Raw genomic sequence first — 23713 nt, 5'->3', positions numbered from 1 at the left:
CATGCTTCCCGAGAATGGCCCCGGATTCCTGAAGCGCGAGGCCGTTCCGGTCCTCCTCTTCGTCCTGCTGGCCCTGGTGCCATTCGTCGCAGCTCTCGGGGCGGAGAGCTACCTGCTGTCGCTGGTGACGCGCGTCATGATCTTCGCCATCGCCGCCCTGTCGCTGGATCTCATCCTCGGCTATGGCGCGCTGGTCTCCTTCGGCCATGCCGCCTTTCTCGGGCTGGGCGGCTACGCGGTCGGGATCCTCTCGGCGCATGGCCAGACCGACGCGCTGGTCCAGCTGCCGGTGGCCCTGGCCGTCTCGGCGCTGTTCGCGCTGATCACCGGCGCGCTCTCGCTCCGGACCAAGGGCGTCTATTTCATCATGATCACGCTGGCCTTCGGGCAGATGGCCTTTTTCCTCGCCGTCTCGCTTGCGGCCTATGGTGGCGATGACGGCATGACGCTGCCGGGCCGGTCGAAGCTGTTCGGGTTCGATCTCCTGAAGAGTGATCGCGCCTTCTACTATGCCGTGCTGCTGGCCCTGCTCGGGGCCTACGGACTCTGCCGGTCGATCGTCGTCTCGCGCTTCGGCCGGGTGATCCGCGGCGCGCGCGAGAACCCGCAGCGCATGGCGGCGATCGGGTTCCCGCTCTTCCGCTACCAGCTCGTCGGCTATGTCATCGCCGGCACGCTATGCGGGCTGGCCGGGTTCCTGCTGGCCAACCAGGCTGAATTTGTCAGCCCCGCCTACATGACATGGCAGCGCTCGGGGGAGCTGATCGTCATGGTGGTGCTCGGCGGGCTCGGCACCCTGCATGGTGCGATCATCGGCGCTGCGGCCTTCCTGCTGCTGGAGGAATGGCTCTCCGGCTTCACCGAGCACTGGAAGATGATCTTCGGGCCCTTCCTCGTTCTGGTCGTGCTGTTCGCCCGGGGCGGGCTGATGGGCGCGATCCGGCGGATCGGCGGGGGAGGCGGCCATGGCTGAGCCGGCGCTGGAACTCCGCGATCTCAACAAGGCCTATGGCGCGCTGACGGTGACGGACCATGTCTCGCTGGCACTGCCCGATGGCGAGTTCCACGCGATCATCGGGCCAAACGGCGCTGGCAAGACCACGCTGATCCACCAGATTTCCGGGGTCGTGCCGTCGGATACCGGCTCGGTCTGGCTTGGCGGGCACGACGTGACCGGGCTTTCGCTGCCCGATCGCGTCCATCGCGGGTTGGTGCGCTCGTTCCAGATCACCTCGATCCTGCCGGGCTTCTCCGCGCTGGAGAACGTGGCACTGGCGGTGCAGGCCCGTGAGGGATCGAGTTTCCGCTTTTTCGGCCGAGCGCGGGACGAGGCCCGCCTGAACGATCAGGCGATGCAGGCGCTCGAGGAAGTCGGGCTCGGCAAGCGGGCCGGTATCCGGGCCGGGCTCCTTTCCCATGGCGAGAAACGGCAGCTGGAAATCGCCATCGCGCTTGCGGCCCGCCCCCGCGTTCTGCTGCTCGACGAGCCGCTGGCCGGCACCGGGCCGGAGGAAAGCGCGGTGCTGATCGCGCTGATGCAGCGCCTGCGCGGGCGGATGACCATTCTGTTGATCGAGCATGACATGGAAGCAGTTTTCGCTCTGGCGGAGCGGGTATCCGTGCTGGTCTATGGCCGGATCATCGCCTCCGGCCCGCCGGCCGCCGTGCGCGACGATCCGGAAGTTCGGACAGCCTATCTCGGCGAGGAGGGCGGCTGATGCTGGAAGTCGAGGGGCTCGAGGCCGCCTATGGCGACAGCCAGATCCTGTTCGGGGTCGATCTCTCGGTCGGACAGGGCGAGGTGGTGACGCTGCTCGGCCGCAACGGCATGGGCAAGACCACGACGATCAAGTCGATCATGGGCCTCCTGAAGCCGCGTGCCGGGCGCGTGCGGGTCCAGGGCCGCGATCTGACCGGCGCACCGCCCTATCGGATCGCGAGAGGAGGGCTCGGGCTGGTGCCCGAAGGGCGGCAGGTTTTCCCGACATTGTCGGTGGAGGAAAACCTGGTCGCCACGGCGGCGAGCCGGTTCGGAACGCCCCGCTGGACGCTGGACACGGTCTATGCGCTGTTCCCTCGTCTGAAGGAGCGCAAGCGCAACATGGGCAACCAGCTCTCGGGCGGCGAGCAGCAGATGCTGGCCATCGGCCGGGCGCTGATGACCAATCCCAGGCTGGTGATCCTCGACGAAGCGACGGAGGGGCTGGCGCCATTGATCCGGCAGGAGATCTGGGATTGCCTCAAGCAACTCAAGCGCGAGGGCGAAGCCATTCTGGTGATCGACAAGAATGTCGATGCCCTGGCAGCCTTTGCCGACCGGCACGTCATTCTCGAGAAGGGCAAGGTTGTCTGGCGGGGCGATTCAGCCGCGCTGATGGCCGACCCGGTGCTCAAGGATCGTTATCTGCATGTCTGACTTCAGCACGTTTGGCCGCGACAATCCAAGGGAGGAATGGTCATGAAGCTCACCCCCGGAATCACCCGTGCCGGCGAAGGCATAGACGGGATCTCCTGGAACATTCTCGGGCAGACCTATGTGCCGAAGCAGGTCTGCGAGAGCGCGTTCTCCTGGCATGCGACCTTCCCGCCCGGCACGTTCGTGCCGCCGCATATCCATGTCACGCAGGATGAATTCATCTACATGCTCGAGGGCAATTTCGAGCTTCTGCTGGATGGACGCGAGGTCAAGGCCGGCCCGGGCGACCTGATCCGCCTGCCGATGGGCCTGCCGCATGGCATTTTCAACAAGTCGGACCAGGTGGTGAAATGCTTCTTCTGGGTCTCGCCGACCCGTCGCCTCTATGATCTCTTCTGGGCCATTCATTCGATGAAGGACCAGAACCCGGCCGAGGTGGTGGCGCTCTCGGCCAAGCACGAGGTGGATTTCCTGCCGCCGCCGGATGCGTGAGGCGCTCCGTGCCTCACATCTTCGTCAGCTGCTGCACCGTGAAGCCGGCCTTGCCGGCATAGCCGCGCACGATGGCCTTGCGCTCGTCGTAGCCCAGCACGCGGTCGACATCCGTGAAGCCGGCCGGCGCGAGTTTCTCGACCTCGTCGATGACGCGTTCCGGCCCGCCCTTTCGGTTGAGCGTCACGATTTCGGCAGTTTTCGGCAGGCGCTCGGCCTCATAGGCAAGCAAAGCCTGCCAGGGATGCTCGGCCTTGACCCAGCAATCCGCGAAGCAGCGCGCATCGAGAATGGCCTGGCCGGCGCCATTCGAGCCGACCGGATACATCGGATGGGCGGCATCCCCCAGAAGGGTGACGCGGCCATGCGTCCAGCGGGGCAGGGGATCGCGGTCGCACATCGGATATTCGAAGAACGCGTCGGTCGAGCGGATCAGGCCGAGCACGTCGAAGCCGGGAATGGCGAAGCGCGCGGCATGCGGCAGCACCTCGTCCAGCCGTCCCCGGCGCGACCAGCTTTCCTTGCCCGGCGGATGGGGCGTGTCGGAAACGCGGACATTGACGACCCAATTGGTCAGGCGCGTCTCCGGATTCTGGCCCTCGCCGATCGGATAGAGCACCAGCTTGCCGCTCATGCCGCCGGCGATGATCATGCTGCGGCCATCCATGAAGGCCGGGAAATCGGCGCAGCCGCGCCACATCTGCACACCGTTCCAGCGCGGCAGGCCCTGATCGGGATAGTAATGGCCGCGGATCACCGAATGGATGCCGTCGGCCCCGACCAGCACTTCGCCGCGCACGGTCTCGCTGCCGGAGCCATCGATGCTGTCGGTGAACCAGGCGGTGACGCCGCCCTCGTCCTGGACGAAGCCGGTGAGCTTGCGGCCGGTGACGATGGCGCCGGGCCCCATGCGTTCGATCACGGCGTCATGCAGCACCTTCTGAAGACGGCCGCGATGGATCGAGAATTGCGGCACATCGAAGCCGGCGGCGATGCCGCGCGGCTCGCGCCAGACCACCTGCCCGGTGCGGTTCATGTAGTAGAGCTCGCTCGTGCGCACGGCGATCGCATCCAGAGCCGGGAGCAGGCCGAGCTGGGCGAGTTCCTTGATCGCATGGGGCAGGGCGTTGATGCCGGCGCCGACCTCGCGGATCGTGCTGGCCTGTTCGTAAATCCGGCAGGAGACGCCGCGGGCATGCAGCATCAGCGCAAGGGTCAGGCCGCCGACGCCGGCGCCGGCGATCAGCACCTTGGGCGCTGATCGGAACGGCTGGGCCGAGGGATGCGTGACCACGACCATGGCGCGGTTCGGCTTCACGGATTTCGGCTTGTTTGTCTTGTCCTTGCCACCCTTGTCCTTGCCCGTTTTGGATTTGCCCGCCTTTTCCTTGCCCGTTCCGGATTTGCCGGTTCCCGAGGATCCTGCCTTCGCCATGTCCTGCTCCCGCCTTTCGCGTCCGTTCCGTGCCATCAATCCGGGATGACAGCCGTGGCCTCGATCTCGACCACGGCCTGCGGCTCGACCAGCGAAACCACCTGCACAAGCGCCATGGCCGGGAAATGCCGGCCGATCGTCTCGCGATAGGCCGCACCGATCTCCGGCAGGCTGGCGCGATAGGCTGCCAAATCGGTGACATACCAGGTCATGCGCATGAGCTGGTCAGGCCGGGCTCCGCCGGCTTCGAGGATCGCGACGATATTGGCGAGGGCCTGCCGCGTCTGCGCAACAAGGCCCTCGGGGAAGCGCTCTTCCGCATCCCAGCCGACGACCCCGCCGGTCAGGACCAGCGTGCCGCGCGCCATCATGCCATTGGCATAGCCGCGCGGGCGCGGCCAGCCTTCCGGCTGGATGGGCACGGGCCCGCCGCCCTGCAGGACGGCTGCTTTCAGCGCCGAAATCGACATGTCTTCCTCCGTGTGGCGCGGTTGCGCCTTGTTTCTCGTGGCCTCAGCTCGCCTGCTTTGCCTCGGCGGGCCTGGCCTGTTCGAGAGCCATGCGCCGCAATTCGAATCGTTGCAACTTGCCGGTCTGGGTTTTCGGCAGGCTGGCGAGATAGATGATGTCGCGCGGGTATTTGTAGGGAGCAATATCCGCCTTCACATGGTCCTGCAGGCGCTTGGTCATCGCCGCATCGCCGGAATTTCCCTCGCGCAGCACGATATAGGCCCGGACGATCATGCCGCGCTCGGCATCGGGCACGCCGACCACCCCGCATTCGGCCACGGCGGGATGGGTCAGCAGGCTCGCCTCGACTTCCGGGCCGGCAATATTGTAGCCGGCGGAGATGATCATGTCGTCCGAGCGCGCCCGATACCAGAAATAGCCATCCGCATCGCGCAGATAGGTATCGCCGGTGATGTTCCAGCCACCGGCGACATATTTCGCCTGGCGCGGATCGGCGAGATACCGGCAGCCGGTCGGGCCGCGCACGGCGAGGCGGCCGGGCGTGCCGTCAGGGACCGGGTTGCCGGCCTCGTCGAGGATCCGCGCCTCGTAGCCGGGCACCGGCAGGCCGGTCGCGCCGGGGCGGATCTGCCCGCGCGGCGCGGCGATGAAGATATGCAGCATCTCCGTCGCGCCGATCCCATCCATCAGCGGAATGCCGGTTTTCGCCTGCCAGGCCTCGAAGGTGGCTTTCGGCAGGGCCTCGCCGGCCGAGACGCAGATGCGCAGGCTGGAGACATCCTGTTCGCCCAGCTTGTCGAGCATGGCGCGATAGGCCGTCGGCGCGGTGAAGCAAACGGTCGCGCGGTGGGCCGCGATGGCGGGCAGCAGGTCGGGCGGGCCGGCTTTCTCGAGCAGGATGGTGGCCGCACCGATCCGGAACGGGAAGAGCACCAGCCCGCCAAGGCCGAAGGTGAAGGCGAGGGGCGGCGAACCGATGAAGCGATCGTCCGGATCGGCGGCGAGGACCCGCGCGCCGTAGCCATCGCAGATGGCCAGCAGGTCGCGGTGGAAATGCATCGTGCCCTTGGGCTCGCCGGTCGTGCCCGAGGTGAAGCCGATCAGGCAGACATCGTCCTGCGCGGTATCGGCGGCCGTGAAGGTTTCGTAGCCCGGCTGGTCCATCAGCGCTTCAAGCTCGCCGCCCCCGAAGGTGACGATCCGCTCGAGCACCGGCGCGAGTTCGCAGGCCGCCTCGAGATCCTCCATCAGGCGGTGATCGCACAGGGCAAGCGCAATGCGCGCCTTCATCAGCGGATAGGCCAGTTCGCGGGCCCGCAACATGGGCATGGTGGCCACGGCGACACCACCGGCCTTCAATACGGCGAAATAGGCAGCGACCAGCATTGGGTTGTTCGGCGCGCGCAGCAGGACGCGCTGGCCCGGCACCAGCCCGAGATCGCGGACGAGCACATTGGCGATGCGGTTGATCCGTCCGGCCAGCTCGGCATAAGTCCAGCGGACTCCCTCGGCGAGAATCGCAATGCGGTCCCCGCGCCCGGCAGCGATGTGGGAATCAACCAGTTCGGTGACGACATTCAGCCGTTCGGGATAGGCGAGGCCGGCCTCGGCGAGGCGGAGATCGGGCCATTGATCCGGCGGCGGCAGGCTGTCCCGGCAGAAACTGTCCACATGCCCCGATCTGAACATGGCGCTCTCCTAGCCTTTCCGGGACCCGTGGGCCTTGAGGGCCTCGCGGGCGATGACGATCTTCTGCACATCGGTTGCGCCCTCGTAGATCCTGAGGGCGCGGATCTCGCGATAGAGTTCCTCGACCTTGACGCCCTTCGTGACGCCGAGGCCGCCATGCAATTGCAGGGACCGGTCGATTACGCGCTGGGCATTCTCGGTGGCGACCATCTTGGCGAGCGCCGCCTCGCGGGTGACGCGGGCCGCGCCGCGGTCCTTCGCCCAGGCCGCGCGGTAGACCAGCAGGGCCGCAGCCTCGATTTCGGCCTCGTTCTCCGCGAGCGAGGCCTGGGCGAGTTGCAGGTCGCCGAGGACGCCGCCGAAGAGCTTGCGGTTCGTGGCGCGTTCCAGCGCCTCGTGCTGTGCCCGTCGGGCGAAACCCAGCGCGGCGGCTCCGACCGTGGAACGGAAGATATCGAGCGTTGCCATGGCGATGCGGAAGCCATCGCCCGGGGCACCGAGCCGGTTTGCCACGGGCACGCGGCAGCCGTCGAAATGCAGCGTGGCCAGCGGATGCGGGGCGATGACCTCGATGCGCTCCGCGATGGTCAGGCCCGGCATTCCCGCCTCGACCACAAAAGCCGAGAGGCCCTTCGCGCCGGGGGCCTCGCCGGTGCGGGCGAAGACGACGTAATGATCGGCAATACCGCCATTCGAGATCCAGGTCTTGTTCCCGTCGATCCGGACATGATCATTGCCGTCCGGAACAGCCATTGTCGCCAGAGCCGCGACGTCCGAGCCGGCTTCCTTCTCCGACAGGGCAAAGGCGGCGATGGTCTCGCCCCGGGCGATGGCCGGGAGGTAGCGCTGCTTCAGCGCCTCCGAGCCGGCCAGCGTGATCGAGCCGGTCCCGAGGCCCTGCATCGCGAAGGCGAAATCGGCGAGGCCATCGCGGGCCGCGAGGATCTCGCGCGTGAGACAGAGCGTGCGGACATCAAAGCCGGGATGCAGCCCGCCATAGGCCGACGGCACGCAAGCCCGGAGGAAACCGGCCTTGCCGAGCGCGGCGACGCGGGCGCGGCAGGCCTCATCCACGTCGTCATGCGGCAGGGCGGGCAGCGTCGCATCCGCCCAGGCCGTCAGGGCCTGCGCGTGTTCGCGATGATGGGTGGCAAAGAAGGGCCAGTCGAGCGTGTCGCCGAGGGAGATCATCCGTCAATTCCCCTCGAAAGCCGGTTTCTGCTTGGCAGCGAAGGCGCGGTAGGCGCGGGCGAAATCCTCGGTCTGCATGCAGAGCGCCTGCGCCACCGCCTCGGCCTCGATGGCGCTCTCGACCGACATCGCCCATTCCATTTCCAGCATGCGCTTGGTCATGGCATTGGCGAAGGTCGGCCCATCGGCCAGTTCCTGGGCCAGAGCCTCGGCCTCGGCCAGCAGTGTTTCAGGCGCGACGAGACGGTTGAGGAAGCCCCAGCGTTCCGCCTCCTCGCCGCGCAGGACGCGGCCGGTATAGAGCAGTTCCGCCGCGCGGCCCTGCCCGATGATACGGGGGAGCATGGCGCAGGCGCCCATATCGCAGCCGGCAAGGCCGACGCGGTTGAAGAGGAAGGCGATCTTGGCGCCGGTCGTACCGAGGCGGATATCGGAGGCCATGGCGATGATCGCGCCGGCCCCGGCGCAGATTCCGTCAATCGCAGCGATGACCGGCTGCGGGCAGGCGCGCATCGCCTTGACCAGCTCGCCGGTCATCCGGGTGAATTTCAGGAGGTTGGCGGTGTCCATCTCGACAAGCGGGCCGATGATCTCGAAGACGTCGCCGCCGGAGCAGAAATTGCCGCCGGCACCGGTGACGACGATGGCCTTCACCGTCTCTTCCTTCTGCAGGGCGAGGAAGAGATCCGTCAGTTCGCGATAGCTCTCGAAGGTGAGCGGGTTCTTCTTGTCCGGCCGGTCAAGCGTGATCGTCGCCCGCTTGCCGGAAACCGAGAGGCGGAAATGCGCCGGTATCGCCGCCGCGACCGGCAGGATGGTGGCATTGGCGACGCTCATGCTTCCTCCGCTTCGGCGCCGGCCCGACGGATGGCGCCCTGGATCGATTGTTTCGTGGTGCCCAGCAGCCGCATCAGCGCCGGCAGGTCGGCACCGCCGAGGCCGGCGAAGAGATCGGCGATCCATTCCTCGTGCCGTTCCGCCATGATGCGGAACTGGCGGCGGCCCGACGCTGTCAGCGAGAGGACCTGCACGCGGCGGTCATGCGGGGCCGGTCGCTTGTCGACCAGCCCTTCCTCGACGAGGCCGGCCACGACGGTCGTCACATTGCCGTTCGAGACCATGAGACGCTGCGAAACCTCGCCCACCGTCATGCCGGTGGCGGATTTCTCGAGCTGCGCCATCAGGTCGAAGCGGGGCAGGGTGGTGCGGAATTCCTCGCGCAGGCGGCGGCGGATCTCGCGCTCGATCATGGTCGAGCAGGTGAGGAGCCGCAGCCAGAGGCGCAGCTCATCCTTGTGGTCGCCCGGGCGCTCGCTGGCCTTCGTCTCGCGGTCGAGCGGGCGGAAGGCATCCGGCGTTTCCATCAGAATTCCCCGCCATTGACGAGAATGGACTGGCCCGAGAGTCCGGTTGCGCCTTCCCCGGCGAGGAAGAGCACGCTGGCGGCAACCTCTTCCGGGCGGATCAGCCGGCCGAGCGGGTTTTCCGCGGCCAGCTTCGCCTTGGCGGCATCGCGGTCGAGCCCGCCCTTGTCCTGCAGGCGATCCACGGCGCCGGCGACAAGATCGGTATCGGTGAAGCCGGGCGAGACGGCATTGACGGTGATGCCATGCCGCGCCACCTCGAGCGCCAGTGAGCGGACCATGCCGAGCACGGCATGTTTCGAGGCAGCATAGGCGGCGGTGTAGGCATAGCCGCGATGGGCGGCGGTGGAGGCGATGGTGATCAGCCGCCCGCGCCGGCGCTCGATCATCGCCGGCAGCGCCGCCTGGAAGGTCAGCATCGTGCCGATGAGGTTGAGATCGAGCATCCGTCGCCAATGCGCGGCATCGGCCTTGAGGAAGGCTTGCGTTTCGGCGCCACCGGCATTGGCCACGACGATGTCGAGCGGGCCAAGGGCGGCGATGGCGGGGGCGGTGCCGGCTTCATCGGTCAGGTCGAGCGGGAAGGCGGCATCCGCCCAGCCCTCGGCCAAAGCCGATTCGAGGCGCGCCCGGTCCCGCCCGGTAATCGTGACGCGGGCCCCGGCGCCCTTCAGGGCTGCCGCCACGGCCTGCCCGATCCCTCGGCTGCCGCCGGTCACCAGCGCGTGTTGGCCCGTCAGGCTTGGCATTTCGCCCCCTCATGCAAGGATGAGGGTTATTATTTCATATTCAAACTAATTGTCCAGTCAGGCGCCTCTTGCGATGCAAACGCGCCACCATTGCCGACGGTATGGACTATAAATCAACAACTTGTGATCCTCATTTCCGGGGCATCACCCGAAAGGGAAGGCTGCGGCACGGATGCCGCTTGCCACAAAAATATTTCAAGCTTAAAATGCTTGCACTCGATCGCGGGAGGGTGCCATGCGCATTGCGGTTGTCGGCGGTGGGCCTGCCGGTTTGTATTACGCGCTCCTGATGAAGCGGGACTGGCCCGCGCTTGACATCACGGTCTACGAGCGCAACCGTCCCGACGATACATTCGGCTTCGGCGTCGTCTTTTCCGACCAGACCCTCGACACGTTCCGCGCGACAGATGCCCCGAGCTACCGGGCCATCGCCGACAGCTTCGCCTATTGGGATGACATCGAAATCCATTTCAAGGGCGCTGTCCACCGCGTCGGCGGCAACGGCTTCTGCGGCTGCTCGCGGCGGACCCTGCTGATGCTGCTGCAGGCCCGGGCGCGGGAACTCGGCGTGAAGCTGGTCTTTTCGGAAGAGGTGGTCGACGGCGACGCGCTTGCCGCGACTCACGACCTCGTCGTGGCGGCGGATGGCATCAACAGCCGGATCCGCGAAACGCATCGCGGCCATTTCCAGCCGGAAACCGACCTGCGCCCCAACCATTTCACCTGGATGGGCTCCACCCGGCCGTTCGATGCCTTCACCTTCTTCTTCAAGGAGACCGAGCAAGGCATCTTCATCGCGCATTGCTACCAGTACGAGCCCGGCCATTCGACCTGGGTGCTGGAAACCGACCCGGCAACCTTCCGCAAGGCCGGCCTCGACCGGATGGACGAGGCGCAATCCGCCGCATTCCTCGAGGGCGTCTTCGCTGAGGAGTTGCAGGGCCACCGGCTGATCACCAACCGGTCGATGTGGCGGAACTTCCCGATGATCCGTTGCGCGCGCTGGGTGAAGGACAATATCGTCCTGCTCGGCGACGCGAAGGCAACGGCGCATTTCTCCATCGGCTCGGGCACCAAGCTCGCCATGGAGGATTCGATCGCGCTGCACGAGGCGTTTCATGCCAAGGGGCTGGACGTGCCGGCGGCACTCGCCCATTTCGAGACGGCGCGGCGCGAGGATGTCGAGAAGACCCAGCATGCGGCGGATGTCAGCCTCGTCTGGTTCGAGGATGTGCGGCGCTTCTGGCATTTCGAGCCCTTGCGCTTCGCCTTCGGGCTGATGACGCGCTCCAAGGCGATCACCTATGACAACCTTGCGCTGCGTGCCCCGGAAATGGTGGCCGCCGTTGACCGGATGGTGGCGGACGCCATCAGGCCGGATGCGAAGGGCCGCCGTGATGGCTCGCCGGTGCCACCGCTGTTCCAGCCGTTCCGGCTGCGCGAGATGAAGCTGGAGAACCGTGCGGTGGTCTCGCCCATGTGCCAGTATTCGGCGGTCGATGGCCTGCCGCAGGACTGGCACCTGATGCATTACGGCTCCCGCGCCGTGGGCGGGGCCGGTCTTGTCTTCACCGAGATGGTCTGCGTGGCCGAGGATGCGCGGATCACCCCGGGCTGTGCCGGCCTCTACACGGACGGGCAGGAAGCCGCGTGGAAGCGCATCGTTGATTTCGTGCATGCGAATTCGGCGGCGAAGATCGCGCTGCAACTCGGCCATGCCGGCCAGAAGGGCGCGACCAAGCTGATGTGGGAGGGCATGGACCGGCCGTTGCCGGGCGGCGCCTGGCCGATCGTCTCGGCCTCGCCCTTGCCCTATTACCCCGACAGCCAGGTGCCGGCCGAGCTGGACCGCGCCGGGATGGACCGGGTGATCGCCGAGTTCGTCGCGGCAGCCGAGCGGGGCCATCGCGCCGGATTCGACATGCTGGAAATGCATGCGGCCCATGGTTACCTGCTGGCCAGCTTCCTCTCGCCGCTGACCAACCACCGGAAGGATGTCTATGGCGGCAGCCTCGAGAACCGGCTGCGCTTCCCGCTGGAGGTGTTCCGCGCCCTGCGCCGGGCCTGGCCTGCGGAGAAGCCGATGTCGGTGCGCATCTCTGCGACAGACTGGAAGGAAGGTGGGCTTTCGGGCGCGGATTCAGTGGCGATCGCCGAGGCTTTCGCGGCCGAGGGCTGTGACCTGATCGACGTTTCCACCGGGCAGACGGTTCATGATGCAAAGCCGAATTACGGCCGCATGTTCCAGACGCCGTTCTCCGACCGGATCCGCAACGAGGCGCGCATCGCCACGATGTGCGTTGGCGCGATTACCAGTGCCGACCAGATGAACACGATCATCGCGGCGGGGCGGGCCGATCTCGTCGCGCTTGGGCGGCCGCATCTGGCCGACCCCGCTTTCACGTTGCGGGCGGCGGCCTGGTATCAGGCGGATATCCACCAGCCGGTGCAGTATCGCCCGGGGAAAGACCAGATCTACCGCAACAGCGTGCGTGAGCGCGATGATCTTGTCGAACTCAAGCTGAAGGCCAAGCCGGATCGGCATGCGCATCAGCAGGCTTCTTCAGTCGGCTCACAGGCGGCGGAGTAATCGCGCGACAAGGGATGGCGAAGTCTGCTGCATAGTTTACCATAACTAAATTAGTTACTGCGATATTTTGGACAACTCACCATGTGTGGAGGGGTCCATGAAGCCTCGTCTTGTTGTGAATCTCGCCTGCGCCTTCGCGATCGGCTTTGCCATCCTGCAAGGGGCCATCAGTTTCCTGATCACCAAGACTTTCCAGGCCGGTGGCGAGCAATCCGCCGTGCTGATGACCTCGATGCGGCATCACATGACCGGCGACATGATGCATGACAATCTGCGCGGTATCGTCTTCCGGGCGCTGTACGGGGTCGCGATCGACGACATGTCGATGACCAAGGCGGCAGCCGAGGATGTCAAGGAATCGGCCGAGACCTTCCGGAAGGAGATCAAGGCACAGGATGAGCTCTCGCTGCCGGAGGATGTCCGTGCCGCGCTGAAGAGCGTGCGCGATCCGCTGGAAAAGTACATCACCTCTGCGGAGTCGATTGTCAGTCTTGCCGAAAAGGGCAGCCTGAAGGATGCGCGGGCCGCCCTGCCGGGCTTCCTCGACGCCTTCAAGGCGCTTGAAGGCGAAATGGCGCGCGTTTCCGAGGCGATCGAGAAGGGCAATTCGAAGCAGGTTGACGAAAGTGCTGCCTTCGGGACCTCGATGTCCTGGCTCAATCTCGCCATGCTGGTTTTCGGCATTGCGCTTTACGTTACACTGATCCTTCAGTTCCAGCGGCGGATCCTGCGCCCGATCGGCAATGCCTCCGAGGCGCTGGCGGCGCTGGCCCGCGGGGATCTCAGCGATCGGGCCATTCCGGAAAGCAAGGTCGAGGAAGTTGCCAATCTGGTGCAGGCCCTCCGGTTTTTCCGGGACGAGGCCGCCCACAAGATTGCCAACGAGCAAGCCGTCCGCGAGGCACGAGACAGCGCCGAGGCCGAACGCAACCGCCTTCAGCAGAGCGCGCAGGCCTTCGAGGGGCAGGCCGTCGGCATTGCCGTGGCCGTCGCGGAAGCCGCACGTTCGATGCGCGAAGCTGCCGAGCATCTCAACCAGAGCGCGGATGGCACCTCGCGCCAGTCGGTGATCGTGTCCGCGGCGTCGGAAGAAACCTCGATCAATGTCGGCGCGCTGTCCGGGTCGGTGGATACGCTCGCCCAGTCGATGCAGGCCGTGGCCGACACGGTGCGGGAATCCAGCACGATCTCGGCCCGGGTGATGGGCGAGGCCGAGCATACGGTGAACAAGGTGCAGGCGCTGACCGAGGCGACACAGCAGATCGGCGAGATCGTCGGCATGATCCAGAATATCGCCGCCCAGACCAACCTGCTGGCGCTGAACGCCACGATCGAAGCCGCGCGGGCCGGCGAGGCCGGGCGCGGCTTCGCCGTGGTGGCGAGCGAGGTGAAGGAGCTTGCCGCCCAGACTGCGCGGGCAACGACCGAGATCACCGAGCAGATCAACCAGATCCAGGGGACGACGGCGGAAGCGGCCAGCGCGATCAATGGTGTGGCCAAGGCCATCCAGCAGATCAACACGATGGCCGCACAGGCGGCGAATGCCGTGACCAGCCAGGGCGTGGCGACGCAGGAAATCGCGCGCAACGTGCAGGAAGCGATGGCCGGAACGGCAGAAGTCGCCAACAACATCACGCAGGTCAGCCAGGCGGCCTCCGAATCGAGCCAGGTTGCCGCCAGCATTCTCAAGGCATCGGAGGGGCTTGCCCAGCAGGCCGATCGGCTGCGCGGAGAGATTGACGGCTTCGTGCAGTCGATGCGCGCCGCCGCCTGACCGGGCCGTCACGGCGGTTGCATGCAGCCGCCGGGTTGTCCACGATGGCACTTCTGCTGGAGGTGCCATGTCCCAAGTTTCGACCCGTTCCGACGACCTGATTTCCCAAACCGCCCTGACCGTGATCGGCCGTCTCGCGAAAGGCGAGATCACCCCGCTCGATTGCCTTGATGCGCTGGAAGCACGGGTGGCAGCCGTGGAAGCGCCGGTCAACGCGCTGCCAACGCGCGATTTCGGGCGGGCCCGGACGCTCGCGCAGGCGCTGATGGCCCGGCCCCTCGCCGAACGCGGCCCGCTTTGTGGCCTGCCCGTTGCCATCAAGGATCTTACGGAAGTAGCGGGGATGCGGACGACGTTCGGCTCGCCGATCTTTGCCGATCATGTGCCGGTCCGGTCCGACCCCTTGGTCGAGCGGCTCGAGGCCGAGGGCGGGATCGTCTATGCCAAGACCAACACGCCGGAATTCGGCGCCGGCGCCAACACGTTCAACGAGGTGTTCGGCCCGACCCGCAACCCGTGGGACACACGGCTCTCTGCCTCCGGCTCTTCCGGCGGCTCGGCCGTGGCGCTCGCCACCGGCACGGCCTGGCTGGCGCATGGCTCCGATCTCGGCGGCTCGCTGCGCAATCCGGCCAGCTTTTGCGGTATTGTCGGGATGCGGCCCTCGCCGGGCCGCGTGGCCACCCAACCCGCTGCGCCGATGGACCGGCTGCTGAGCGTGCAGGGGCCAATGGCGCGGAATGTCGCCGATTGTGCCTTTTTCCTCGACATGCTGAGCGGCGAGGATATCCGCGACCCGGTCTCGCTGCCGAAGCCGGCCAGCGGCTTCCTCGCGGCGCTCGGCACGGGCTGGGCGCCGAAGCGCGTCGCGTTCTCGGCCGATCTCGGCAATACCCCGGTCGATGCGGAAGTGGCCGCGATCTGCCGCGCCGCCGCCGCCCGGTTCGCGGAGGCCGGCGCGATTGTCGAGGAGGCGCATCCGGATTTCTCCGAGGCGCATGAGAGCTTCAACACCCTGCGTGCCAAGGGCTTCGCCATTTCGAAGAAGGCCTTGCTCGATACGCATCGCGACAAGCTCAAGCCGGAAGTGATCTGGAATATCGAGAAGGGCCTGGCCCTCACGATGGACGAGATCACCCGGGCCGAGACGCAGCGGCTGACGATGTATCAGCGTACGCTGAAATTCTTCGGCGCGTATGATCTCCTGCTCGCCCCGGGCACGATCGTGCCGCCCTTCCCGGTCGAGCAGCGCTATGTCGAGCGGTGCAATGGTGTCGAATTCGACAATTACGTGCATTGGCTGGCGATTGCCTATGCCATCACCTTGGTGGCCTGCCCCTCGGTCTGCATTCCCTGCGGCTTCACCTCCAGCGGGTTGCCGGTCGGGCTGCAGGTGGTGGCCCGGCCGCGTGCCGATGCCACGGCGCTGGCCGGCGCGCATCTCCTCGAAGGCCTGCTCGGCCTGCCTTTCGGCCAGCCGATCGAGCCGAGGGTGAGGAGTTGATTTTTTGGTTTGCTTCCTCGCAACGGCGCCTCGTGGCACCTGCTCGGCGTCGCTTCGCTCCTAGCCAAGGCCGTTGGCCTTGGCGGGGTCTTTTTTCTCTTGGGGCCCTCGCGACGGCTCCTCTGGAGCCTGCTCGGCGTCGCATTCGCTCCTAGCTTCGACCTTACGGTCGAAGCGGGAGATTTCATTTCCAGCCCTTGGGTTTCCCGGGGCAGGGTCCGTTCACCCCGGTGTAAAGCCGAGGGCACGCAAGGCGTCGCCGGATTTGGCGAGGGCGACCCGGAAAGCCTCGATCGCGGCGAGATTGCGCGGGCTGCGCGCGACCGCGAAATCGTAATGCTCGTCCGCCAGCGGGATGAAGGCGAGGTCGAGCGCTGCGGCGACCGGGGCGATGGCGATGCCCCAATCCGCGCGGCCCTGCGCCACGCTGGCCGCGACCGCATTATGCGAGCGGGGCTGGTTCCAGTAGCCCGGCGGGCGGGCGCCTTTCAGCAGGCCATCGATCAGGGTACGCGTGCCGGCGCCCTGGTTGCGGTTGACCATCAGGCAATCGGGATCGGCGAGCGCGGCGGCGACGGCATCCTCGAGATCGCGGCCTGCAAAGCGCGGATCATCCTTGCGATGGACAAAGCCCTGCAGCCGCTTCCAGCCGGGGATCAGGTCGAGTTCCGGGGTCAGGAACGGGCGATTGTAGACGCCGCTGGCTTCTTCCATCAGGTGGATCGGCGCGAGATCAGCCTCACCGCGCTTGATTGCGGCGAGCCCGCCGAGCGAACCGAGGGCGAGGATGCGGGCCGTCAGCCCCCGCCGGCGCAGCGTGGCCACCAGCGCGTCCAGCCCGGTGCAATGGCTGCCGATGATCACGAGATCCGGGATGCGGATGCCCGGCGAAAACAAGGTCACCGCAACGCGGCTGCCGGCGGGAAGCGAATCCGCCTCGGCCTCGATTGCCAAGAAGCCATCGGCCTGCGAGAACGCAGTAACGGCGCCCGAGCCCTTGCCGACTGGATGGGCGACGAGCCCTTCCGCATCCTCGGCCAAAGCCACCATGGCGAATTCCGTCCGCCCGAGTTCGGAAGAAATGCGCGCGGGGATACGCGCTTCCGTCCGCGATTCCTCGCGCGGAGGCAAACCGGCCATCGTCCGGAAGACCGGGGCGACAATATCGTGGAAGGTGAACATGGCCGAGGTCGGGAAGCCGGGCAGCACGATGACCGGCTTGCCGTCACAGACCGCGAGGCAGAGCGGCTTGCCCGGCTTCAGCGCCACGCCATGGGCGATGATGCCCGGCGCGCCGAGCCGGCCGACAAGGCGCCAGGTGAGATCGCCCGCACCCTTGGAGGTGCCGCCGGAGAGCAGAATCGCATCCGCTTCGGCATGGGCGTGGCGCAGGGCCGCCTCGAGCCGGGCTTCGTCATCCGGCACGATGCCGAAGCGCAGGGCCTCGCAGCCATTCTCTTCCAGCGCGGCGGCGATGATCGGCCCGTTGGAATCGTAGATCTGCGCTGGCCCCAGGGGCTGACCGGGCTCGACCAGTTCGCTTCCGGTCGAGAGCACGGCGATGCGCGGCTTCCGCCAGACCGGGATATCGGCCAGTCCGACGGCGGCGAGCATGCCGATCTCGCGGGCGGTGAGCAGCGTGCCCGCATGGAGCAGCACCTGCCCGCGGGCCATGTCGGACCCGGCATAGGAAAGGTTCTGGCCCGGCGTGACCGCGCGCGTGACGCGGATCGCTGCCTCGCCTTCCGGGTCGGTATGTTCGATCATCACCACGGCATCGGCCCCGCGCGGGATCGGCCCGCCGGTCGAGATCGGGGTCGCGCTGCCGGGCAGCACCGTCAGCACGGGGGCATGGCCGCAGGTGATCGTCTCGGCATTGAGCCGCAGCGTGACCGGCGCCGCCTGGCTGGCGGCGGCGAGATCGGCCGCACGGAGAGCAAAGCCATCGACCACCGAGCGGTCGAAGGGCGGCGCATCGACGGCGGCGCGGATATCCTCGGCGAGGACACGCCCTGCCGCACCGGCCAGCGGGCAGGTTTCCCGCCCGAGCGGAGCCGGGCGCACGGCTTCGGTGAACTGGCGCACGGCCTCCTCGCGCGTCAGGATGCGCAGGAACTGGTCTTGGACGAGGCCGGCATGGGGTTCGGTCACGCGGGGTCCTTTCGTCAGGCCAGAAGCGGGGCGAGGCGATATGTGGTGAAGGTCTCGCCGGCCGCAAAGCCCTCGATCCCCGGCGGCAGAACGGCATAGCTGTCTGCCGCCAGCCAGGAAGCGAGCGTAATCTCACCGAGGGCGAGCGGTTCGAGTCGTTCCGGCCCGGTTTTGAACAGGGCAATCGCCGCGATGCCGAGGCCGGCACTGAGCTTACGGCTGAGGATGCCCGTCTGCGCGACCGGCCGCGCGCCGGTCCAATGGCGGACGAGGGGCAGCAGGACGGCGAGGGTCATCGCCAGCGCGCCATCGAAGCGCGGCGGCACCTCGATGCGGAATCCGTGGCCCGTGGGTTCGATCCAGCCGGTTTCGCCGGGCTGCAGTGCGAGGCGCGGCGTAGTCGTGCGGGCGGGTTCGAGCCTGAACAGGACGCTGTCATCGTCGGCAATGCGGAAGCCGCAGCCTTCCAGCAGGCGGGTGAGCAGCGCCGCAAGGGGGGCGTCGAACCCCTCTAGGCTGGCCGAGAGATCGAAAACCGGCAGGGTGTCGAGCCCGGCCAGCCGGGCGGCAAAGGCTTGTCGGGCGGAGATGCGCCCGCCTGCCGGTACGATGACCTGCCCGGCGGCAAGGTCCTCGCCTGACCTCCGGATATGCAGGCCCGGCACGGCGCTTTCCGTGATCTCGAGGAAGGCACCCTGATCCTGCACCGCCTCGGGGTCGAGCAGGGCATCGGTGCCGGCGGGCAGCAGATCGCCCGGCCGGAGGGCCGGCGGACGCCCCGTCTGCATGACCGGCGATTGCGGCCCGGCGCCGATGAGATCCTCCGCGCGGACTGCCAGGCCCGCCCGAAGGGCGATAGAGCCCGGAGGAACCGGCCCGGGCGCGACAATCACCGACGCGGCCAGGCAGCCGATCGCGGCTTCCGGGGCCAGAGCCGCCACGGGCAAGGCCGGCGCGGCGGCCTGCCACGGCGCGATCAGGCTGTCGAGGGGGCTGAGCCGCATGCGGGTTCCTTACCGGGCCTTTCTTGTCGGGGCCTTCCTTAGCGGGGCGTTCGCGGTGGCGGCGCCCGGATGGCGAGGATGTATACAGCCAAACCGGCGCCCTGCATCCGTTTTTCGATCGCCGCAGCCCGGTGGCTTGTCTCGTCCGGCGCTTTCCCGCATGGAAGCAAGGACGAGCGGAAGAGGTTCCCCATGGCCGAGGCCCCGGCTCCCCTGCAGGCGCTGATCGCCGCGCATCATGCGCGCAAGCCGCCGCGCACCTGGTCGCTGCTGGTCACGATCTTCGGCGTCGTGGCCCTGCCCAGGGGCGAGGCCCTGCGCCTTTCCGACCTGCAGGACTGGCTCGGTGCGCTCGGCATCGAGCCTGGCCTCGTGCGGACGGCCCTGTCGAGGCTCGTCTCCAACGGCACGCTGACCCGCGAACGGGACGGCAAGGCGGCGCTCTACCGCCTCTCGTCCGGCGCGGAAGATGATTTCGGCCGTGCGGCCGCGCTGATCTTCGGCGATGACCGCCCGCAGCCGGATGGCCGGCTCCATCTCGTGCTGATCGAGGAGGGAAGCGACCGTGCCGGAATCCGCGCGGAACTGGCCGAGAGCGGGTATGGCGCCTTGGCGGCCAACCTGCTGGCCCGGCCGGTCCATGCCGGGCGCGAGGACTGGCAGGGCGAGGGGCTGACCGGCTTCCATGCCGAAGGGGATGAGGCGCTTGCTGCCCGGGTCCAGCGGCTCTGGCCGCTGGCCAGCCTGCAGGCGGGTTACCGGATGGTGGCCGGCCATGCCGCTGCGCTGCTGCCTTTGGCGCCGGATCTCGGCTGGCGTGACGCCTTTCTCGCACGCCTGCTGCTGGTGCACGAATTCCGGCGGCTGGTGCTGCGCGATCCGTTCCTGCCGGAGGGGCTGCTGCCGCCCGATTGGCCGGGGCCGGAGGCAAGGCGCCTGTTCGACGCGACCCTTGCCGCACTGGAGGCGAGGCTGCGAGTTCTTGAAGGCCAGCGTGTGGATTTGTAACCAAAACCGTTGACAGAAGAATTTTTTGTAACATACTCCCCGAAACGACATCAGGGAGGATGCCGAGAATGTATGCTCAGGCGCTGAACGTGGCCGAGAAGGCCCATGCTGACGATCCCGAGTTGCGCGCCCGGTTCCAGGCCCGTGTCGATGCCGAGGAAAAGATCGAGCCGAATGACTGGATGCCGGAAGGCTATCGCCGGACGCTGGTGCGGCAGATCTCCCAGCATGCCCATTCGGAAATTGTCGGCATGCTGCCCGAGGGCAACTGGATCACCCGCGCGCCCTCGCTGAAGCGCAAGGCCGCGCTGCTGGCCAAGGTACAGGACGAGGGCGGCCACGGGCTCTATCTCTATTCCGCCGCCGAGACGCTTGGCGTGAGCCGCGAGGAACTGGTCGAGCAATTGCTGACCGGCAAGGCGAAGTATTCCTCGATCTTCAACTACCCGACGCCGAGCTGGGCCGATATGGGCATGATCGGCTGGCTGGTCGATGGCGCGGCGATCATGAACCAGATCCCGCTCTGCCGCTGCTCCTACGGGCCCTATGCGCGGGCGATGATCCGCATCTGCAAGGAAGAGAGCTTCCACCAGCGCCAGGGCTACGAGATCGTGATGACGCTGGCCAAGGGCAGCCCGGCGCAGAAGAAGATGGCGCAGGATTCGCTCAATCGCTGGTGGTGGCCGGCTTTGATGATGTTCGGCCCGTCCGACAAGGACAGCCAGCATTCCGACCAGAACATGGCCTGGAAGATCAAGCGGTTCTCGAACGATGACCTGCGCCAGAAATTCATCGATGCCACCGTGCCGCAGGGCCATTTTCTCGGCCTGACCTTCCCCGATCCCGATCTCCGCTTCAACGCGGCGACCGGGCATTGGGAGCATGGCCCGATCGACTGGAGCGAATTCAACCGCGTGGTGCGCGGCGAGGGCCCCTGCAACCGCGAGCGGCTGAAGGCACGCCAGAAGGCGCATGACGAAGGCGTCTGGGTGCGCGAGGCCGCTTTGGCCCATGCCGAAAAGCGCGCGGCCCGCAAGGCTGCGGCGAAGATCGCGGCGGAATAAGGGGATCACCATGACCGAAAAGACCATGCCGCTCTGGGAAGTGTTCATCCGCTCCCGCACCGGGCTCAGCCATCGCCATTGCGGCTCGCTGCATGCGCCCGATGCCGAGATGGCGCTGCAGGCCGCGCGCGATGTCTATACCCGCCGGGGCGAGGGGCTGTCGATCTGGGTGGTGCCCTCGAGCGCCATCACCGCCTCCGACCCGCAGGACAAGGACGCCCTGTTCGAGCCGACAGCCTCGAAGATCTACCGCCATCCCACCTTCTACGAGGTGCCGGAGGAAGTGGGGCATATGTGATGGAAACGCCGCTCTTCACCTATACGCTCCGGCTTGCGGACAATGCCCTCGTGCTCGGGCATCGGCTGTCGGAATGGTGCGGCCACGGGCCGATGCTCGAGGAAGACCTCGCGCTTGCCAATATGGCGCTCGACCTGATCGGGCAGGCGCGCAATCTCTACACCCATGCCGGCGCGATCGAGGGCAAGGGCCGCAGCGAGGATGACCTCTCCTATCTCCGCGATTGCCCGGACTGGCGGAACATCCTGCTGGTCGAGCGGCCGCGCGGCGATTTCGCCTTCACGATCCTGCGTCAGTTCCTCTATGCCGCCTTCATGCATCCGTATTTCGAGCGCCTCGCGGCCTCGAAGGACGAGACGCTGGCGGCCATTGCGGCGAAGGCCGTCAAGGAGATGGCCTATCACGTGCGCCATACCGGCGAATGGGTGATCCGCCTCGGTGATGGCACCGAGGAAAGCGCGGCCCGGCTCAAGGAGGCGCTGGACGATCTCTGGCCCTTCACCGGCGAGATGTTCGAGGTGGACGGCGTCGAGCAGGCCCTGATCGATGCCGGGATCGCCGTCGATCCGGCGGTGATCCGGCCGGTCTGGAATGGCACGATCGACCATGTCTTCGGCGAGGCGCTGCTCACACGCCCGAGGGATGGCTGGATGCAGACCGGTGGCCGCCGCGGCGAGCATTCCGAGCATCTCGGCCATCTGCTGAGTGACCTGCAATTCCTGCAGCGCACCTATCCCGGCGCGACGTGGTGACGCGATGGGTGCGCTGCTGAGCTTTCCGCCGGAAGCCGGCGATGCCGAACTGGCGGCAGCCCATGCAGCGGCCGCTTCGGTCTGCGATCCGGAAGTGCCGGTCCTGACCATCGAGGATCTCGGCGTGTTGCGCGCCGTCACGCGGGGCGAGGCGGGGATCGAGGTCACGATCACGCCGACCTATTCCGGCTGTCCGGCCATGGACATGATCGCGCTGCAGGTCGATCTCGCGCTTGAAAAGGCGGGGATCACACGGCGCAAGGTCCGGCTGTCGCTCAGCCCGGCCTGGACGACCGACTGGATGAGCGAGGCCGGCAAGGAAAAGCTCCGCGCCTATGGTATCGCGCCGCCGGTCGGCAAGGCGAAGGGCCGCGCGGCCCTGTTCGGGGTGGAGGCGGTGGCCTGCCCGCATTGCGGCTTGGCCGAGACCGAGCGTGTCTCCGAATTCGGCTCCACCGCCTGCAAGGCGCATTGGCGCTGCCTGAGCTGCCGCGAGCCGTTCGATTATTTCAAATGCATCTGAGGGGGTGGATGGGGTGTCCTGCCAACGACTGGTTTTTTGTCGTCATGCCCGCCCTTGGGGCGGGCATCCACGACTGTATCGTGAATTGCCTGCAAAGTCGTGGATGGCCGGGACAGGCCCGGCCATGACGTTGTAAACCCAAACGGAAACGCCACCATGTCATCGCCCCGCTTCCATGCCCTGCCGATCCGCGAGATCCGCCGAGAAACCCCGGATGCTGTGTCGATCGCCTTCGCGGTCCCGGCGGAGCTGTCGGAAGCCTATCGTTTCGAGCAGGGGCAATATCTCACCCTGCGCGCGGTGATCGAGGGCGAGGAGTTGCGGCGTTCCTATTCGATCTGCACCGGCGAGGATGAGGGCGAGCTGCGCGTCGCGATCAAGGAAGTCGAGGGCGGGGCCTTCTCCACCTTCGCCAACCGGGCGCTGCAAGCGGGCACCACCCTTGAGGTGATGACGCCGATGGGCCGGTTCGGCGCGGCCAGCCGCGAGGGCAAGGGAGGCCATCTCGTATTCTTCGCGGCCGGTTCGGGCATTACGCCCGTGCTCTCGATCATCCGCACGCGGCTGGCCCGGGACCCGGATTGCCGGCTGACCCTGTTTTACGGCAACCGGAATTCCGCCGGCATCCTGTTCCGCGAACAGCTCGAGGACCTGAAGGACCGGCATCTCGGCCGGCTGGCCGTGCACCACATTCTCAGCCGCGAGGCGCAGGATATCGACCTGCTCAACGGCCGCATGACTTCGGAGAAGATCGCCTTGCTGGTGAAAACCCTCGGCGGGATCGAGGCGATCGACGACATCTATCTCTGCGGCCCGGAAGCGATGATTGCCGATGCGAAGGCGGTGCTGACCGAAATGGGCGCCAGCCCGGAGCGGATCCATGTCGAGTTGTTCACCGCCAACGCGCCGCGCGCGGCGGGGGCGAGGCCGAAGCCTTCGGGTTCGATGGCCAAGGGCATCCCGCTGCACCTGACGCATGACGGCCAGAGCCATGCGATTGAGCTCCAACCCGGCGAGACCGTGCTTGAGGCGGCGGAGCGCGCGGGCCTCGACGTGCCCTATTCCTGCCGGGGCGGCATGTGCTGCACCTGCCGCGCCAAGGTGACGGATGGCGAGGCCAGCATGGACGTGAATTTCAGCCTGGAGCCCTGGGAGGTCGAGGCCGGGTATGTCCTGGCCTGCCAGTGCCGCCCCACCGGCGACAGGCTGGCGGTGGATTTCGACCAGATGTGAGGGGA

The 23713-nt window shown here is 67.0% G+C and carries 22 protein-coding genes; 13 read left to right on the top strand and 9 right to left on the bottom strand.

What is annotated here, in order from left to right; all coding sequences use genetic code 11:
• The first annotated feature begins 1 nt into the window (after position 1).
• Genes P0652_RS16540 through P0652_RS16525 form a run of 4 tightly spaced genes read left to right on the top strand, consistent with a single transcriptional unit; the run spans position 2 to position 2908 of the window.
• A complete protein-coding gene (locus P0652_RS16540; RefSeq protein WP_284179974.1) occupies positions 2-973 on the top strand; it encodes a branched-chain amino acid ABC transporter permease in 972 nt (323 codons plus the stop codon).
• Complete coding sequence (locus P0652_RS16535; protein WP_284179973.1) at positions 966-1718, top strand: ABC transporter ATP-binding protein; 753 nt, start codon at positions 966-968, stop codon at positions 1716-1718. The genes P0652_RS16540 and P0652_RS16535 overlap by 8 nt, the downstream gene beginning before the upstream one ends.
• Positions 1718-2416: an ABC transporter ATP-binding protein gene (locus P0652_RS16530; RefSeq protein ID WP_284179972.1), complete on the top strand. Its 699-nt coding sequence runs from the start codon at positions 1718-1720 to the stop codon at positions 2414-2416. Before P0652_RS16535 ends, P0652_RS16530 begins: the two co-directional genes overlap by 1 nt.
• Positions 2417-2458: 42 nt before the next feature.
• Positions 2459-2908, top strand: coding sequence for a cupin domain-containing protein (locus tag P0652_RS16525; protein WP_502947542.1), 450 nt, complete (start codon positions 2459-2461; stop codon positions 2906-2908).
• A 13-nt stretch (positions 2909-2921) separates the two neighbouring features.
• On the opposite strand, the gene P0652_RS16520 is transcribed toward P0652_RS16525, so the two are convergent.
• From P0652_RS16520 to P0652_RS16490, 7 genes are all read right to left on the bottom strand, one after another.
• Positions 2922-4208: a flavin-dependent oxidoreductase gene (locus P0652_RS16520; protein WP_284180088.1), complete on the bottom strand. Its 1287-nt coding sequence runs from the start codon at positions 4206-4208 to the stop codon at positions 2922-2924.
• Between the two features lie 170 nt (positions 4209-4378).
• Positions 4379-4813, bottom strand: coding sequence for a RidA family protein (locus tag P0652_RS16515; protein ID WP_284179970.1), 435 nt, complete (start codon positions 4811-4813; stop codon positions 4379-4381).
• A 43-nt stretch (positions 4814-4856) separates the two neighbouring features.
• A complete protein-coding gene (locus P0652_RS16510; protein ID WP_284179969.1) occupies positions 4857-6503 on the bottom strand; it encodes a benzoate-CoA ligase family protein in 1647 nt (548 codons plus the stop codon).
• A 9-nt stretch (positions 6504-6512) separates the two neighbouring features.
• Positions 6513-7694: an acyl-CoA dehydrogenase family protein gene (locus P0652_RS16505; RefSeq protein WP_284179968.1), complete on the bottom strand. Its 1182-nt coding sequence runs from the start codon at positions 7692-7694 to the stop codon at positions 6513-6515.
• Between the two features lie 3 nt (positions 7695-7697).
• The gene (locus P0652_RS16500) at positions 7698-8531 is read right to left on the bottom strand and encodes an enoyl-CoA hydratase family protein (protein ID WP_284179967.1); all 834 of its coding nucleotides are present in this window, start codon (positions 8529-8531) and stop codon (positions 7698-7700) included.
• On the bottom strand, positions 8528-9058 hold the full coding sequence (locus tag P0652_RS16495; protein ID WP_284179966.1) for a MarR family winged helix-turn-helix transcriptional regulator: 531 nt from the start codon (positions 9056-9058) through the stop codon (positions 8528-8530). The genes P0652_RS16500 and P0652_RS16495 overlap by 4 nt, the downstream gene beginning before the upstream one ends.
• Entirely contained in the window at positions 9058-9807 is a 750-nt protein-coding gene (locus P0652_RS16490) for an SDR family NAD(P)-dependent oxidoreductase (RefSeq protein ID WP_284179965.1), read from the bottom strand. The genes P0652_RS16495 and P0652_RS16490 overlap by 1 nt, the downstream gene beginning before the upstream one ends.
• Before the next feature lie 235 nt (positions 9808-10042).
• Here P0652_RS16490 and P0652_RS16485 point away from each other — a divergent pair, with 235 nt between their 5' ends.
• The 3 genes from P0652_RS16485 (at position 10043) to P0652_RS16475 (ending at position 15675) form a co-directional block, all read left to right on the top strand.
• Positions 10043-12397 (top strand): bifunctional salicylyl-CoA 5-hydroxylase/oxidoreductase, encoded by a 2355-nt coding sequence (locus P0652_RS16485; RefSeq protein WP_284179964.1) that lies wholly within the window; start codon positions 10043-10045, stop codon positions 12395-12397.
• Between the two features lie 97 nt (positions 12398-12494).
• A complete protein-coding gene (locus P0652_RS16480; RefSeq protein ID WP_284179963.1) occupies positions 12495-14171 on the top strand; it encodes a methyl-accepting chemotaxis protein in 1677 nt (558 codons plus the stop codon).
• Between the two features lie 67 nt (positions 14172-14238).
• Entirely contained in the window at positions 14239-15675 is a 1437-nt protein-coding gene (locus tag P0652_RS16475) for an amidase (RefSeq protein ID WP_284179962.1), read from the top strand.
• A 222-nt stretch (positions 15676-15897) separates the two neighbouring features.
• Here P0652_RS16475 and P0652_RS16470 read toward each other — a convergent pair whose 3' ends face one another.
• Together P0652_RS16470 and P0652_RS16465 are read right to left on the bottom strand one after the other, a co-directional pair.
• A complete protein-coding gene (locus P0652_RS16470; RefSeq protein ID WP_502947546.1) occupies positions 15898-17844 on the bottom strand; it encodes a molybdopterin biosynthesis protein in 1947 nt (648 codons plus the stop codon).
• Entirely contained in the window at positions 17841-18830 is a 990-nt protein-coding gene (locus P0652_RS16465; protein ID WP_284179960.1) for a MoeA family protein, read from the bottom strand. The genes P0652_RS16470 and P0652_RS16465 overlap by 4 nt, the downstream gene beginning before the upstream one ends.
• A gap of 192 nt (positions 18831-19022) precedes the next feature.
• Between P0652_RS16465 and P0652_RS16460 the strand changes: the two genes are divergently transcribed.
• The 6 genes from P0652_RS16460 (at position 19023) to paaE (ending at position 23708) form a co-directional block, all read left to right on the top strand.
• The gene (locus P0652_RS16460; RefSeq protein WP_284179959.1) at positions 19023-19838 is read left to right on the top strand and encodes a PaaX family transcriptional regulator; all 816 of its coding nucleotides are present in this window, start codon (positions 19023-19025) and stop codon (positions 19836-19838) included.
• Between the two features lie 68 nt (positions 19839-19906).
• Positions 19907-20902, top strand: coding sequence for a 1,2-phenylacetyl-CoA epoxidase subunit PaaA (gene paaA, locus P0652_RS16455; RefSeq protein WP_284179958.1), 996 nt, complete (start codon positions 19907-19909; stop codon positions 20900-20902).
• Positions 20903-20912: 10 nt separating this feature from the next.
• On the top strand, positions 20913-21200 hold the full coding sequence (gene paaB, locus P0652_RS16450) for a 1,2-phenylacetyl-CoA epoxidase subunit PaaB (protein WP_284179957.1): 288 nt from the start codon (positions 20913-20915) through the stop codon (positions 21198-21200).
• Positions 21200-21952: a 1,2-phenylacetyl-CoA epoxidase subunit PaaC gene (gene paaC / locus P0652_RS16445; RefSeq protein ID WP_284179956.1), complete on the top strand. Its 753-nt coding sequence runs from the start codon at positions 21200-21202 to the stop codon at positions 21950-21952. Before paaB ends, paaC begins: the two co-directional genes overlap by 1 nt.
• Positions 21953-21956: 4 nt before the next feature.
• Entirely contained in the window at positions 21957-22475 is a 519-nt protein-coding gene (gene paaD, locus P0652_RS16440; protein WP_284179955.1) for a 1,2-phenylacetyl-CoA epoxidase subunit PaaD, read from the top strand.
• A 156-nt stretch (positions 22476-22631) separates the two neighbouring features.
• Positions 22632-23708 (top strand): 1,2-phenylacetyl-CoA epoxidase subunit PaaE, encoded by a 1077-nt coding sequence (gene paaE, locus P0652_RS16435; RefSeq protein ID WP_284179954.1) that lies wholly within the window; start codon positions 22632-22634, stop codon positions 23706-23708.
• Positions 23709-23713 lie beyond the last annotated feature (5 nt).

This window comes from Rhabdaerophilum sp. SD176 (assembly GCF_030143245.1).
In the GTDB taxonomy this organism is placed as follows: domain Bacteria; phylum Pseudomonadota; class Alphaproteobacteria; order Rhizobiales; family Beijerinckiaceae; genus Rhabdaerophilum.
Note: the sequence above shows the minus strand (reverse complement) of the source record. Positions and strands in the feature narration are given on the sequence as shown.

Coding starts and splice junctions, on each gene's coding strand:
- P0652_RS16540 (WP_284179974.1), top strand. CDS start 2: ATGCTTCCCGAGAATGGCCCCGGATTCCTGAAGCGCGAGGCCGTTCCG.
- P0652_RS16535 (WP_284179973.1), top strand. CDS start 966: ATGGCTGAGCCGGCGCTGGAACTCCGCGATCTCAACAAGGCCTATGGC.
- P0652_RS16530 (WP_284179972.1), top strand. CDS start 1,718: ATGCTGGAAGTCGAGGGGCTCGAGGCCGCCTATGGCGACAGCCAGATC.
- P0652_RS16525 (WP_502947542.1), top strand. CDS start 2,459: ATGAAGCTCACCCCCGGAATCACCCGTGCCGGCGAAGGCATAGACGGG.
- P0652_RS16520 (WP_284180088.1), bottom strand. CDS start 4,208: ATGGTCGTGGTCACGCATCCCTCGGCCCAGCCGTTCCGATCAGCGCCC.
- P0652_RS16515 (WP_284179970.1), bottom strand. CDS start 4,813: ATGTCGATTTCGGCGCTGAAAGCAGCCGTCCTGCAGGGCGGCGGGCCC.
- P0652_RS16510 (WP_284179969.1), bottom strand. CDS start 6,503: ATGTTCAGATCGGGGCATGTGGACAGTTTCTGCCGGGACAGCCTGCCG.
- P0652_RS16505 (WP_284179968.1), bottom strand. CDS start 7,694: ATGATCTCCCTCGGCGACACGCTCGACTGGCCCTTCTTTGCCACCCAT.
- P0652_RS16500 (WP_284179967.1), bottom strand. CDS start 8,531: ATGAGCGTCGCCAATGCCACCATCCTGCCGGTCGCGGCGGCGATACCG.
- P0652_RS16495 (WP_284179966.1), bottom strand. CDS start 9,058: ATGGAAACGCCGGATGCCTTCCGCCCGCTCGACCGCGAGACGAAGGCC.
- P0652_RS16490 (WP_284179965.1), bottom strand. CDS start 9,807: ATGCCAAGCCTGACGGGCCAACACGCGCTGGTGACCGGCGGCAGCCGA.
- P0652_RS16485 (WP_284179964.1), top strand. CDS start 10,043: ATGCGCATTGCGGTTGTCGGCGGTGGGCCTGCCGGTTTGTATTACGCG.
- P0652_RS16480 (WP_284179963.1), top strand. CDS start 12,495: ATGAAGCCTCGTCTTGTTGTGAATCTCGCCTGCGCCTTCGCGATCGGC.
- P0652_RS16475 (WP_284179962.1), top strand. CDS start 14,239: ATGTCCCAAGTTTCGACCCGTTCCGACGACCTGATTTCCCAAACCGCC.
- P0652_RS16465 (WP_284179960.1), bottom strand. CDS start 18,830: ATGCGGCTCAGCCCCCTCGACAGCCTGATCGCGCCGTGGCAGGCCGCC.
- P0652_RS16460 (WP_284179959.1), top strand. CDS start 19,023: ATGGCCGAGGCCCCGGCTCCCCTGCAGGCGCTGATCGCCGCGCATCAT.
- paaA (WP_284179958.1), top strand. CDS start 19,907: ATGTATGCTCAGGCGCTGAACGTGGCCGAGAAGGCCCATGCTGACGAT.
- paaB (WP_284179957.1), top strand. CDS start 20,913: ATGACCGAAAAGACCATGCCGCTCTGGGAAGTGTTCATCCGCTCCCGC.
- paaC (WP_284179956.1), top strand. CDS start 21,200: ATGGAAACGCCGCTCTTCACCTATACGCTCCGGCTTGCGGACAATGCC.
- paaD (WP_284179955.1), top strand. CDS start 21,957: ATGGGTGCGCTGCTGAGCTTTCCGCCGGAAGCCGGCGATGCCGAACTG.
- paaE (WP_284179954.1), top strand. CDS start 22,632: ATGTCATCGCCCCGCTTCCATGCCCTGCCGATCCGCGAGATCCGCCGA.